Source organism: Lysinibacillus sp. F12, from assembly GCF_057773605.1.
The window spans coordinates 342,411-355,161 of sequence record NZ_JBYMLP010000002.1; the positions used below are offsets into that span (position 1 = coordinate 342,411).

A 12,751-nucleotide genomic window follows, 5' to 3' on the forward strand; every position below is an offset into this window, starting at 1 on the left:
TAACGTCACAAATGTTTCTTTATTTTTATCTCTCATTTTAACCTCTAGCTTAAGATCATTCATCTATCCTGATTTTCATAATAAGCTTCATCCGCATATTTTCGGTCTGTTCCTTTTAGGTAGGCTAGGATGATTGTCGGACGCTTAAGTAAAATCCAATCCCCATTTTTATCAAATTTTCTACTTGATGTGATCATTCCATTTTGAATTGTCCCATATTTTTTCCCGTTCTTTTTTCCCCACATTTTTAATCGTTTAGCAAAATCTGCATCTTCTGCCATAAGCATTTCTTCATTAAAACCATTAATCGATTTAAAATCCTTTTTATTACACCAAAAGATTCCCACAGATATGGCTCCATATTTAAAGAATAATGGACCAATCAATAACATAGCTGAAACAAAAATTCCTAAAGACATTCTCTCAAACTTCCCTGTAACTCCACCGCCAATGTATTTTCCAGAGCTTAAATACTCCTCTGCCTTTAACAACACATGGTCATTCATCCGTGTATCTGCATCAATCGTTACGATGATTTCACCTCTTGCTATCTCAACACCAGCATTCCTTATCTTAGAGAGGTTCTTGTCGTTATTCTCTAATACGATACAATTGTACGATTTTGCAATATCCTCCGTTCTGTCTGTACATCGATTTAATACAACAATGATTTCCACTTGATGTTCAAATGGCTTGGAAGCTTTTAATATGGATTCTATGCATTTTCCAATGTACTGTTCTTCGTTATGCGCGGGTATTACAACTGAAAATTTTATATCCTCTTTATTTTTTTCCTTTAAAACGTTCTCCTTCTCATTCATGTAAAATCTCCCCTTTAACTAACAGTAACTTACATAAGAGTGAATAACATGGAAATAAAATCAAAGTGGCACTACCTATTCACTTTATTTCCAAACCTACCCATTAATTATTATCTCATTGAATTAATGGTCTCAGCTAGTTAGAATTTGAATTTTTTTCTAATTATTATGTATTGTAGAAATAAAAAAATTAGAAGTCTTTATCAACATAAGTTTTTCCTTTTCCCACATTTCAGAACGCCTAAATTTCCTTTCGTCACCTTCTAGAACATTATGTGAATAAGCTTCTGAGTTCAAATTTACAACAAACTGCAAAACCAAAAGGCATAAACCCCTTGAAGTGATGCTGTTGCGTTTTTAATCAAGAGGAAATGATGAGATGAAAAGATTCGTGTAGAATATCAGCTACACAAGCTTGAAGTGCGTGCCAACACATCCCTTGAACTTGAACACCTGCAAGCTTGCTTTCTCAAGAGAGCTGATTGGGATCAAAGCCCATTCAAAATCTATTTTTTGCCATCAAAGAGTACGAATTATTCAAAAGAAATGGGCCATTAAATAGAATAGTATGCTACGGGAGAATGAGAACGTGGTGAATTGAGCAAATGTAAAGTTCACTGCTCCTGTAGAAAGTGCGGTTATAAGCAGATCACACGTTAACAACAGATAAATAGACAGGAAATAGACGATCATGACTATTTCCTCTTTGTCGATATGATTTCATTCCCCCATGATGATGCATTATATTTCCCTTGTGAAAAGCTATCTAGCTAGGAAATAAAAAAATAATTTCCCGGGTAAGCGCAAGAAATGACAAGTTTAGTCTCCTCTTTTAACACTAGACGACTGATTTCATCATAATCCTTGACTTACTCAAGCATCTGAGTAGTATTCTTACCCTCATCATATTGCCTTTCAATAATAGTCGATAGGAAATTTCCAAAAGAATGTTGTATCTATCGGCCGGCCATTTTTGTCTTGCCTCGCGCGTGTTTATGCAGTGTTCGGCCATCGACTGCCTCCCATTTCCCATTTTTTTCTAATCCTATATTCAATTTTTTTAATAGACACATTACCAATCATCTTCCATATTCGATTCATATACTATTAATGAAAATAAGATAAGATGTATTTTTTTTAAAACTTACATGTTTCACTGTGAAAATAATCAACTTTTTTCACCCGTATAACTCTCGTAAATCTCATTGGATAGGTAAATGAATTTGAAGTTTTTCAGTAAATATTATTGTTTTGGAAGGAGGTGAAAAAATGGCACTTTCAATTATAAATATTCATGTAAATGTTACAGGAACTTCGACTAAATTCTTTAATATTTTAGCAGCCAATTTAACTGTCACAGATGGCACAACTATTGCTGCAACTGCCTTTTTAAACGATAGTGGAAATGCCGCTACTGCTTTCCCAGTAGTAACTAATGGCTACTATAATTTCTATATTAATGGCGTATTACAAGAAGGCGGCTCCTATACAGTTTCTGCGACAGAATTAACATTTAATGGCGTTACAGGCACGCTTACTGCAGGTACACCTTTAGTAATCGAAGCAGTAGAATTAGTTACACAAACGTAATGAGTTATTAATTCACATTCCTTTTGTTCGAGGGTCACTACATCCCAAGTGACCCTTCAAATACTTCAAGGCATTGCCACTACAGCAAAATTTTAATTTTCTTATGCACTTTAATAACTGATTTAAAAAAGTAATAAACTAATAAAAAGTTCATAGAATAGCATTGCATCATTCATAAATAATTAGGATGGGTACGAAACTATTTAACGAAGGAGAATGTTTATGAGCATTGAAATTATTAAACTCGCACCAACATTATTACATGTATTTAAAGCTGGAGAGTCGATTCCTAAAAAAGAAAAGCGCGTTATTTATGGACAAGCTACATCAGATGCAAATGGTATCGCTACTTTTTATTTCACAGACAATGCAATAGCGAGTGGCAATCCTTTGTTAACAACTATTGATTTCGCAGTATCAAGCGTATACTCTACAAATACAACCATTAATTTAAGACCTCGGGTACAAATGAGAGAGAAGAATATTGCCGCAAAATATGTTTCTGCAAATGTGACAAATATTAGCGGTGTAACAGTATTAGGCATTAATGTATTGGGGTCAGAAAATCCAGTAAGTGGTGTTGTTGTAGATTTCATGGTTCTAGGCAGCTTTGATCAATCCTAATGCATCTACTAAATGATGTAATAAAAAAGATGTCTAGAAAGGAGAGCCTTTTTGAACATCTTTTTCTTATTGCAAAGGAATATTCAGTTCAATATTTTCCCCCATGGGATTGGCATCATAATTCAAATAAGTTTTTGCTTTTCCATTATATTCTTCAAATTGTGTTCTCTCCACTACGTATTACTCATCTCGTGAAATCGAAATACCTTTGCGTATTGCGTGCCTTTCTAATTCAAATTTTATCCTTTCCACCTCCTTCCTCCATTAGATGGAGTAATTCTTCATTCCGTTCAAAAATTTAATTATCACCAATAGAACAAAACCAGCAAAACACAATATATCTGTGTCTTACTGGTTTTGTAGAAGCCCACCCTTTACCGTGAGATGGGGAAACTCCAAGTTCCGTGCATCAGCAAAGGCATGTTACGTTTGTTTCACTTATCTATAACAATTCGTACATTTCTATGTATTCATTACCTCTTTCTGTGTAGAAATATACAGGGTATTTCTGTTGGAGGAATAATCTTTTTGGTACCTGAACTCAACATAAAATGTTTTTTGAATATGGTTTACTGCGTATACACTCCGATGAATCCATCATCGTTCCCGTTATTAACGAGTTTGATTTCATTATATGGATTCTTCTTATAACTCTCTAACAGAAATAGCGTTTTTTTATTTGTATTACTTCCTTCTGTCGTTGTATAGGTAAGAGTTAAAATTTTCTTTTCCTTATCAAATTTAAACGAGTAATCAGAGTAATTCCTAGTAGTTGAATTTATCAAAATATATGTTTTATGCTTATTCTTGTCGTAAGCATAAATTCCATCCTTTAAATCATCTCCAAATGTGTTAAGAACCCTTTTACTTTCTTCATGATTAATATCCAGTTCTAGTACTCTTACATTTTCCAATTTTGTATTTTCGGAAATTACCATTTCAGGATTGCTCACTTCTTCGTAGTTAACATTTACTCCATAGCTACAAGCCGTTTGCATCAACAATAATCCGAGTAAAGCACAAAATGTTAACCTCTTTTTCACGACTCTTATTCCACCTTCTCTTAAAATTTAATAACATTGGTTAATACTTACATATTATACAATAAGCAAACCTTCTATATACAAATATTGCCACTTAGTATATAATGGAAATTGAATTACAAATATAGGGGAGGTTGTTAAAAGATGACAGCAATAACTGGAAATAAGTTACTTAGTTCGTTACTCTTTAGCTTTGTGTTATTTTTAGTGTTTAGTTGCAGTAGCCTTTTAGTCCATGCAGCCGAGAGTGATTCAGAATTACTACCCTTTGAGGAATTAGAATTAGTGACAGATAATAGGTATAGCATAACAACAGAAGATGGCGGCATGATTCTGTTTGAATCAGAAGCAGACTATCAATCCTATCTGAATAACAGCAAACAACTATTATGTGCTACATGTAATCAAACAACTCAGACTACACTTGAAAAATATACTGTTTCACGGGCATTTATTGGTTACCACCCTGCTACACCAGGTTGGGATAAAGTGAAAAGTGTATCCATTGCTGGTGGCATCACTTGGAGTATAAACGGCTCCTTTGCACAAGGTTCATCGACGTTCGGTATTTCATTTTCACATAGCTTTACTTCTACAAGGACTTATGAATCGCAATACCCTAATAAATATGTCCGAGTTGGTGTTAGAAAAGACGTTATTTACCACAAAGTAAAAAATGTAGTGAAAAACCCTATGGGTACAATCATCAACACGTATATAACTGAAACTGCAACTCCAATTGGTGATACGTATACTGAATTAATGTATAAAAATTAAGTAGCTATTTAGCAGTACAAGCTATGAATATCCTGCTACGAAAACCCAACTACAAACTGTTTGTAGTTGGGTTTTTAATGACTTCGTAAAATAAAAGCAACTCAAGCATACTCATTTTAATTAAAATAGAATAAATATTGTCCATTGTGGCGCACAATCATAAGAGAATGGCGCATTAAAGTAATTCTAGAGGATATTGTTAAATCAATGTTTGTAAAAGTAAATCAAGTGGGGGTGTACGACCGTTATTGAAGTTTGTACCCCAGATTATCGGTTAGCATAATAAGTATTATATGGCAGGTGTTTGAAAATCTCTACTTAATTTAAAATTGTTTAATGGTTTAGGACTTTCTTTTGAAATATCTTTATTTTTTCAGAATAATACTTATCGCCTCCCCATATATTGCACTGATGCAAATGATTATAGAAGGGAGGATATCATGTCTTCACAATATAAGTATTGGAAACCTTATATCGGCCCATTCGATCCATGTCCACCTATAAAAGTTAAAGTTTATGCTACACCCCCACAATTATATATGGGCTTTCAACCACCCGGATTACCTCAATTCCCAACCCCTCACGAAGCACTTCTAGCCGGAACTTTATGGCCTCAATTGTTTAGTCCCTACCCACCACCAAAAAGGAGGGATGAAAAGTGAGTAAAAAGATGCCACCTGAATTTTATACCCTACTTGAAGAAATACAAGCGATCGATTTTGTCATTGTTGAATTAAACTTATATCTGGATACTCATCCCGATGACTATGATGCCATTCAGCAATTTAATGAAAACACTGAAAAAAGTATGAAACTTAAAGTCAAATTTGAGCAAAAATTTGGTCCATTAATGAATTTTGGAAGAAGTTATTCTGATTATCCTTTCAATTGGGTTGATACACCTTGGCCATGGCAAGTATAAATTCTGAGTCCGGGAGGAATAATTTTTGCGGTTAAGGTTAGTACATGTAATCCCATGCTCGCAAAGTATTTAACGGAGCAATATGGTGATGCTGATGGGGAATTAGCTGCAGCTCTAGAAATTTTAAAGGATGACAGAAATCAAAAGAAAATTTTCTAAAAATGTAGTAGACCACTTTTCTAGGTGGTCTCAGACTGTAGACAAACTCAAAAAATTAGAGAGTTTGCCTACAGTCTTCTTTTTTCTTTTACAATGAAATAAAGTAAAGCCGTTGATTTCCACTACGGGCGGGGGCGGGGTCGAGCTACTTCCCTCGCTTCGCTCAGTCCAGGATATCGACTTTCCCGCTTTTCCCGCAGGAGTCGCCGCCCTTCGTTCCCATCAACTTCTACATAAAGTACTCCATCTACATAGGGTGTTGAAAAGTAAATGCTCCATGCAGACCATTTATTTATCGATTCTACGCATGTGAAAGCGAGTGTGAATAAACGGAAGTATGATAAAAAGGTTGTGCGAAAAGAAACACGGGCTTATGAAGAAAAACTTCCATTAGAGTTAAATATGGATCGTGAAGAACACGGAAAAAAGCCCCTTCCCCTGGAGAAGTTTGAAAAGGAAGAATGGAAAGAAACAAAGGGCAGATATTGAAGTATGCGACAACGACGAAGGAAGGATATCGCCAATATAAATCGAATCCTTTGATTTGTGCGAAGTGTCCATGCCTTTCCCAATGTACAGAAAGTAAGCATCATCAAAAACTCATTCAACGTCATATTTGGGCGTCGTATGTGGAGGAAGCTGAACATTTACGCCATTCCTATGACATCAAATAAATTTATGCCAAGCGCAAAGAAACGATTGAGCGTGTCTTTGCGGATGCAAAAGAAAAGCATGGTATGCAATGGACAACCTTAAGAGGTCTAAAAAAATTGTCCATGCAGGCGATGCTTACTTTTGCTGCCATGAATTTAAAGAAACTAGCTACTTGGGCGTGGCAGACAGCTTAAGAGAGCCCTATGCTCGAAGAGTATGTTGAATACAGCAATGATTTACCAAATATTGAAAATGAAAGAGAAAGAAAAATAAAAAGCCATCGACAATAAACTTCTCGATGACTTTTGTCTACAGTCTGAGACCACTTTTCTAGGTGGTCTGTTTTCATTATTTTGCATTTTTTTAGTATTACATTTATGAAACGGGTCATGGCCTTTTTCTCAAGTATGAATTAGTAGTTTAGCGCTTAAAATAACTCAGTGCTCAATTAAATGAGCACCGGGTTATTTATTTGTAACTTGTGAAATTTCACCCTTTAAACGATACAATTTTTAGCAATTACGACTTTACTTCGTTTGCAATGAATGTATGACAATCAATTTTTTGATCTTTATCTATACCATTCATTAATGCATACTTATTCCCCCATTCACACATTGTGTTTAAAACTGGTACAAATGACTTACCTAAATCAGTCAAGCTGTACTCTACTTTTGGTGGCACTTCTTTAAATATTTCTCGTTGTACAAGCCCATCTCTTTCTAGTTGTTTCAATTGATCTGTTAAAACTTTTTGTGTAATTCCTGGTATGAATTCATAAAATTCTTTTGTTCTTACAGATTTTTGGCTCAAAAAAAAGAGGATTAAACACTTCCATTTTCCACCTGCAATATTAATAAAAATATTGATGCCAGTATTATATTTAACCATATGCTTTCTCTCCCTAAATAGGCACAAAAAAGTAGCTATACCACTTTTTTGTGCGTTATTTTCTTATTTATTATTGCTTACTATAATTAAAGCTGCAAGAAATAATAAAAATTATGGAGTGATATCATGAGTGTAAAAAATATTTTGGAAAAAAGACGTTCAGTTAGACATTATGATCCAAGTTATAAAATTAGTTCAGAAATTATAACTTCTTTAGTTGAGACTGCAAGCAAATCCCCTAATGGGAATAATATCCAAGCTACACGTTACTTAATAATTGATGAACCTGACTTAAGAAATTTAATATTGCCTATAGCTTTTAATCAGCAACAAGTAATAGAAGCTTCAACTTTAATTGTTATGTTGGGAGATTATCAGGCATTCGATAAAGAAAATATTATTAGGATACATGAAGAAGGCTTTCAAGCAGGTTATTTTGACGAATCACTAAGAGATTATCTAGCGCATGCTGCGATAAATTATTATAAAAATAAATCAACTGAAGATTTAAAGATAGAATTAACTAGAGATGTAAGTCTTGCCTCAATGTCATTAATCTTGTTAGCAAATGAAGCGGGCTTTGACACAATTACTATGTCAGGCTATGATTCTAAAAAGTTAAAAGACGCCTTAAATATTTCTGAAAGATATTTAGATGTTATGCTAATAGCGATTGGTAAAGGGACGAAGGCTGGTCACAAAACCGTAAGACACAATGTAAATGAGATAATTTATAAAAACGAAATAATATAGTGCTTTTTAGAGCCTAAATTAGATAGTCATGAAATAGGTTATCTTAAGAAAAACCACAAATAGACCAGGCGCTTTTGTGGAAAAAATGCCCAGGCTCAAGATTTATTGAGTGCCTGGGCCCTGTAATAACATTTTTCTTTCAATAATTGCAAGAAAATCAGTCAAAAATTACTTCTCCTGTTTTCTCTATCTTAATACGTGTAGGTTTATTTTCACCTGTTGCCATTTCAATTTTGAAAATCATTCAACACATCTTTAACTAGTGCAACATCATATTCTTCATAATTATCATCATCTAGCTCTAACCCGTTATCAGAATCGTAGAAAGTGTTAGCTTCACAAACACTAGTCTTTTCATCTTCCCACAGAATTTCTAATTTTGACTTTGATGTCCTATTATCATAATCCATTGCCAACTTCGGTTTTTTTAAGGTGCAGTTGGACAATCCAATACTATTTTATCCCATTATAAATAGTTAAATAATGATCCGTTTTGGAATCAAAGTAATCATCAATTTTTTCCTAAGACCACACTTTCTTTATTTTTTTTACCATATTACCTTTTCCCCTTATATTAGTTCCAAACGTTACATGAACAAAGGATATTGATATCTCTAACCAAAAATTTGTGCAGCAATAGCAAACAACTCTTTATTCCTATATGGCATTTTAATAGAATTCTTTATCATTATTGGAGGATTACTAACTTTAATAAATCCACTTTTCTCCAAGAACAACATTAACTCGTCATTACTGGATGGCACATCAATCCTTATCTTCCCTTGATGATTAATAACTAACCCATCGATTATTAAAGCGGCTGTTTGTGAATTTGGTGCTACAATAGGTCCTATTAATAGATTCTCTGGACCTAATATAGATAATCCAAATCCAATAATCTTCCCATTTTGATTTTTAACAACTAAACATTGTTTTGATTGATTTATCCTATTAAGAAGCAATTCCCCCCTCTTATCTCCAAATGCAGCAGAATCTAATTCAATAATTTTATGAATTTCTTCCTCTTTGTATCTTTCTAAAGTAATTTGAGGATGATTAAACAAATTAGTTGGAATATAATTATCACTTAAATATTTATGTACAGAATCAACCGTACTAAAACCCAATCTTTCATATAAAGGTTTTCCATCCTCGGTTGAAATTAACATGATTGAGGTATTTTGAGAAACACTGTCTATACACTTCTGAGTGGCCTTCTTGCCTAAGCCTAAGCCCCTATAATCTTCATTAACAATAACCATACCTATTGAAGCTAAATTAGTATCATAAGGTATAATTGCAGCACTAGAAACAATTTTCCCCACAGTATTTTTATGTCCGTATATTTTTCCAGATGCCATAACGGTTCTTACTTCATATTCATCATAATCCCAGCCAACTGATGTAGAAAGTTCTACTAAGCCTAAGACATCATATTTATCAAATTCCACTAATTTTAATTCTATTTTATTGTCAGTATACATGAAAAATCCCCCTATTTTATTTCTATTATTATCATAATTTACCATCTACCTTTATTCAATGAAACTACTCTATCGTTGCAGAAACAATACTTTTACATATAACTAAAAAGAAGCAACCTTTCGGCTACTTCATCATCTGACTCAAAATATTATTTCTAACTGGTAATGTACAAACTCTATTATGATAAACAATCATTTTGGGGTACAATCATAAGTTATACCCCACAAACCTTGCTATATAAGCATTTCTAGGCTTACCTAAAAATACTGTGCTCATAAAGATAGTCATAGGAAAGGTCAACAAACAAGTATTCATGTTCGTTGATGGCGATTGAAAAGGTTCTTGTAATTTCTCCTGTTTCAATATCACGATAAAGCTCAGAAATTTCCCCACTTTGATCGTTTCGCATTTTAATGATCGTTTGTAAGAAGTATGGGCGCCAGCTCCAATTTTTGTTGATGGCACGTGGCTGCAACTCCCAATTTCCATCTATTCGCATGACGTTAGGCGTTAATTGGAAACCATCCTCATTACAAATGTAAAGTCTAAAAGAATAGTTATCCAGTAATTCAGCTAAATGCTCTAATTGTGAGGCATTATCACTCGTTGGTTTCACACGGTGAACAATAGCCTCCAACTCTTCTCTTAATTTCTTTAGCTGCAAAAATTGCGCCTCTAGCATTTTCTTTTCAGACGTAATAAATTGCTGGCATTCTTTTTTAAATCGTTCCTTTAATACATCTTTATCGACAAGATTTCTAGCAGGGTTGGCTAAATAAGGACCTTGATAATAGCGTCCTCCGTTTTTCCAAGCAAATTGTAGCTGATAAACCGTTTCAATATCTTCGAATAAAAGATTGGCACCTATTTTATAAGCAAGACTGCCAATAGCAGAAATCATATCGGATTGAGCAGACCAAGAATCATAATTTAAATCACGTGTGTTGACTTTTAAAATATGGGGGGCCAATAATGCAATATGCTCTAAATGACTTTCAGCTCCGACCTCTTGGACAGCGATTTTTACCCCAAATGTCGTAAAATACCGCAGTGCATGGTGCAATTTATTAATATCGCCTAAAAATCGATGCTCAGATACGACAAACACGATTCTGTGTAAATCTTCTTCTCCAATATATTGTTGGATGATATTAAAATGACTCTCACCAAAATCCTGCATCAATAAATTAGGGTTACTTGGAATGTAAATATCAATATCAGATGCAATTTCATCAATTTGGGCGAGTGCTGCATGCAAAATTTTATGTTCCATATCTATTCGGTATTCTTCTGGAATGTCCTCATTATTGACAAAATCCTTTAAATTAATTTGCTGACCTTCAATTTGTAGATGTCCGGAAATTTCGTAGGCTATCACCGTATGCGCATCTGCGCTAAATATCGGCTGATAATACCCATGTATTTGATCTAAATTCGTTAACACTTCAATTGCGTCCATCTTCGAAACCTCCATTATGAATAACCTTTTATTTGTTATTCAAAAATAACAATATATAGTCTATAAATAGCTTAAAAAATGCTCTCTGACTGTATAATAAGTTGTTTATTGTAAAATCGCAACTTCACTTCTTAACATTTATAGCTTATCTAATAGAAATTTTCAGATCAACTTAGGTGTCATACTCATAATTTCCCATCATTTCCGACGACTTATTAACAGAAAAGGTTATTTTTTTACGCCATCTTGTCATGTTATGCTTTTGTTCTCATGAACATGTTATTGGTTCAAGGCTGTTCGCTCATTTTCCCTATTCATATTAATTTATGCTACGAGTGTCACTAGTGGTTGGGATAATAGATGATAATAATTCATAAAGTAGTCATTTACCCAGCACGGATGGACAATTTTATGAAAAAAGCAGTATTCCAAATGGTCAATTACGCCCCTGATGGAATACTGCTCGTCATTATTCAGACATGAAGAAATACCAAATGATCGCTATTACCATTAATGATAAGATAACAGCTATCGTTACACGAAGTGGTGATACAGGAGCATCCCCACCCACTCGACCCGTTTGCCCATTGACCATAAAGCGATAAATTTTCTCTTTATAACGGAAAGAGGATAACCAAATCGGTAACATTAAATATTTGTATGTAATATCATCATGATTGGTCGAAAAACGTAAATTCGATACTACATCTGCGCTATTTTCCCAACGAATTTTTGAAGTGATTTGCGCATGAAGATGATCATGGATATCCCTTTTGGCTTGATTCCAGCCATCCTGTAAGCCGATGCTATATCGTTCAGACAAAAAGCCAGATACATACTCTGGTTTATAAGCCTTATTGTTTAAAAGATTAAAAGGCTCGATTTTTCGCATCATATTCTGATCATAGCGAGTAGTTGCACTTATTAAATGATCGTCGATAAATTCCTGATAAAAGCCGCTTGTGGAATACCAATCTGTTTCCGTATGTGTTTTCCCATCTTTATCTGTAACGGTGCGATGTCGTCCATATCGGGCAGAATATCTGGAGCTTGTTTTCGTATCAAACGTCCAGTATGGAAGATAGACCCCTTTAAAGGCATCAGGCCTAGCACTATTTTTGGCGGCTTTCGGTGTAAACCATCTACCTTTTATCCACTTTTGAAAATGTTCCCCAGCTTGCTTATCCGTTACTTCAAAAGCACATACACCATTTGGTGCTAGTGTGTTTTCAGCACTCGCTTCCATGACCTGATGGGAACCACAGTAAGGACAACTGTCGGCCACTTGCAACGCATCGTATATCGTTTCCGCGGCACAGGCTTCACAGATGACTGTTTTTTTCTCTACACCCCAATTGAAATTGCCACGTTCCTCGGCTGTTAAAAAGTCCATTTCTCGAGCAGCTTTTTCTTCCTCTTGCTCAGGAGTTGCAATTTCTGTCTCAAAGCCACAATATGGGCAAGCTAGCTTACCTGTGGCAGGATTAAATTCAATTGTTGCGCTGCATGATGGACATTCTGCATCAAAATCAAGCTTTACTTGTTTGACATTCTCAACTTCTTGCGTTGACAT

13 protein-coding genes and 2 pseudogenes are annotated in these 12,751 nt (G+C 34.5%); 8 read left to right on the forward strand and 7 right to left on the reverse strand.

The window, feature by feature from the left end:
• Positions 1–59: 59 nt before the first annotated feature.
• Positions 60–821 (reverse strand): glycosyltransferase, encoded by a 762-nt coding sequence (locus tag AC3CH7_RS08685; RefSeq protein WP_012294692.1) that lies wholly within the window; start codon positions 819–821, stop codon positions 60–62.
• Between the two features lie 1,269 nt (positions 822–2,090).
• Between AC3CH7_RS08685 and AC3CH7_RS08690 the strand changes: the two genes are divergently transcribed.
• Together AC3CH7_RS08690 and AC3CH7_RS08695 are read left to right on the forward strand one after the other, a co-directional pair.
• Positions 2,091–2,411 (forward strand): DUF4183 domain-containing protein, encoded by a 321-nt coding sequence (locus AC3CH7_RS08690; protein ID WP_031418571.1) that lies wholly within the window; start codon positions 2,091–2,093, stop codon positions 2,409–2,411.
• A 222-nt stretch (positions 2,412–2,633) separates the two neighbouring features.
• Entirely contained in the window at positions 2,634–3,035 is a 402-nt protein-coding gene (locus tag AC3CH7_RS08695; RefSeq protein WP_031418572.1) for a hypothetical protein, read from the forward strand.
• A gap of 569 nt (positions 3,036–3,604) precedes the next feature.
• On the opposite strand, the gene AC3CH7_RS08700 is transcribed toward AC3CH7_RS08695, so the two are convergent.
• Positions 3,605–4,078, reverse strand: coding sequence for a hypothetical protein (locus tag AC3CH7_RS08700; RefSeq protein WP_031418573.1), 474 nt, complete (start codon positions 4,076–4,078; stop codon positions 3,605–3,607).
• 144 nt (positions 4,079–4,222) lie between these two features.
• Between AC3CH7_RS08700 and AC3CH7_RS08705 the strand changes: the two genes are divergently transcribed.
• The 5 genes and pseudogenes from AC3CH7_RS08705 to AC3CH7_RS08725 all read left to right on the forward strand — a co-directional run.
• Complete coding sequence (locus AC3CH7_RS08705) at positions 4,223–4,855, forward strand: hypothetical protein (RefSeq protein ID WP_012294697.1); 633 nt, start codon at positions 4,223–4,225, stop codon at positions 4,853–4,855.
• A gap of 440 nt (positions 4,856–5,295) precedes the next feature.
• Positions 5,296–5,517: a spore coat associated protein CotJA gene (locus tag AC3CH7_RS08710; RefSeq protein WP_036218267.1), complete on the forward strand. Its 222-nt coding sequence runs from the start codon at positions 5,296–5,298 to the stop codon at positions 5,515–5,517.
• Positions 5,514–5,777, forward strand: coding sequence for a spore coat protein CotJB (locus AC3CH7_RS08715; protein ID WP_080695204.1), 264 nt, complete (start codon positions 5,514–5,516; stop codon positions 5,775–5,777). Before AC3CH7_RS08710 ends, AC3CH7_RS08715 begins: the two co-directional genes overlap by 4 nt.
• Positions 5,778–5,903, forward strand: a pseudogene (locus AC3CH7_RS08720) (manganese catalase family protein); the annotation flags it as partial. It lies immediately after the preceding gene.
• 303 nt (positions 5,904–6,206) lie between these two features.
• Positions 6,207–6,784, forward strand: a pseudogene (locus AC3CH7_RS08725) (transposase); the annotation flags it as partial.
• A 325-nt stretch (positions 6,785–7,109) separates the two neighbouring features.
• On the opposite strand, the gene AC3CH7_RS08730 reads toward AC3CH7_RS08725, so the two are convergent.
• Positions 7,110–7,481: a winged helix-turn-helix transcriptional regulator gene (locus tag AC3CH7_RS08730; RefSeq protein WP_488381690.1), complete on the reverse strand. Its 372-nt coding sequence runs from the start codon at positions 7,479–7,481 to the stop codon at positions 7,110–7,112.
• A 126-nt stretch (positions 7,482–7,607) separates the two neighbouring features.
• Between AC3CH7_RS08730 and AC3CH7_RS08735 the strand changes: the two genes are divergently transcribed.
• Positions 7,608–8,234, forward strand: coding sequence for a nitroreductase family protein (locus AC3CH7_RS08735; RefSeq protein WP_012294702.1), 627 nt, complete (start codon positions 7,608–7,610; stop codon positions 8,232–8,234).
• Positions 8,235–8,461: 227 nt separating this feature from the next.
• Here AC3CH7_RS08735 and AC3CH7_RS08740 read toward each other — a convergent pair whose 3' ends face one another.
• The 4 genes from AC3CH7_RS08740 to AC3CH7_RS08755 form a co-directional block, all read right to left on the reverse strand.
• Positions 8,462–8,644: a hypothetical protein gene (locus AC3CH7_RS08740; protein WP_230591343.1), complete on the reverse strand. Its 183-nt coding sequence runs from the start codon at positions 8,642–8,644 to the stop codon at positions 8,462–8,464.
• 204 nt (positions 8,645–8,848) lie between these two features.
• Positions 8,849–9,718, reverse strand: coding sequence for a GNAT family N-acetyltransferase (locus AC3CH7_RS08745; protein WP_031416078.1), 870 nt, complete (start codon positions 9,716–9,718; stop codon positions 8,849–8,851).
• Positions 9,719–9,972: 254 nt separating this feature from the next.
• A complete protein-coding gene (locus AC3CH7_RS08750; RefSeq protein ID WP_031416080.1) occupies positions 9,973–11,178 on the reverse strand; it encodes an EAL domain-containing protein in 1,206 nt (401 codons plus the stop codon).
• Between the two features lie 469 nt (positions 11,179–11,647).
• Positions 11,648–12,751 (reverse strand): TFIIB-type zinc ribbon-containing protein, encoded by a 1,104-nt coding sequence (locus AC3CH7_RS08755; RefSeq protein WP_488381691.1) that lies wholly within the window; start codon positions 12,749–12,751, stop codon positions 11,648–11,650.

Excerpts from the sequence above, each read along its gene's own strand:
- AC3CH7_RS08685 (WP_012294692.1), bottom strand. The coding sequence starts at position 821 with ATGAATGAGAAGGAGAACGTTTTAAAGGAAAAAAATAAAGAGGATATA.
- AC3CH7_RS08690 (WP_031418571.1), top strand. The coding sequence starts at position 2,091 with ATGGCACTTTCAATTATAAATATTCATGTAAATGTTACAGGAACTTCG.
- AC3CH7_RS08695 (WP_031418572.1), top strand. The coding sequence starts at position 2,634 with ATGAGCATTGAAATTATTAAACTCGCACCAACATTATTACATGTATTT.
- AC3CH7_RS08705 (WP_012294697.1), top strand. The coding sequence starts at position 4,223 with ATGACAGCAATAACTGGAAATAAGTTACTTAGTTCGTTACTCTTTAGC.
- AC3CH7_RS08710 (WP_036218267.1), top strand. The coding sequence starts at position 5,296 with ATGTCTTCACAATATAAGTATTGGAAACCTTATATCGGCCCATTCGAT.
- AC3CH7_RS08730 (WP_488381690.1), bottom strand. The coding sequence starts at position 7,481 with ATGGTTAAATATAATACTGGCATCAATATTTTTATTAATATTGCAGGT.
- AC3CH7_RS08735 (WP_012294702.1), top strand. The coding sequence starts at position 7,608 with ATGAGTGTAAAAAATATTTTGGAAAAAAGACGTTCAGTTAGACATTAT.
- AC3CH7_RS08740 (WP_230591343.1), bottom strand. The coding sequence starts at position 8,644 with ATGGATTATGATAATAGGACATCAAAGTCAAAATTAGAAATTCTGTGG.
- AC3CH7_RS08745 (WP_031416078.1), bottom strand. The coding sequence starts at position 9,718 with ATGTATACTGACAATAAAATAGAATTAAAATTAGTGGAATTTGATAAA.
- AC3CH7_RS08750 (WP_031416080.1), bottom strand. The coding sequence starts at position 11,178 with ATGGACGCAATTGAAGTGTTAACGAATTTAGATCAAATACATGGGTAT.
- AC3CH7_RS08755 (WP_488381691.1), bottom strand. The coding sequence starts at position 12,751 with ATGTCAACGCAAGAAGTTGAGAATGTCAAACAAGTAAAGCTTGATTTT.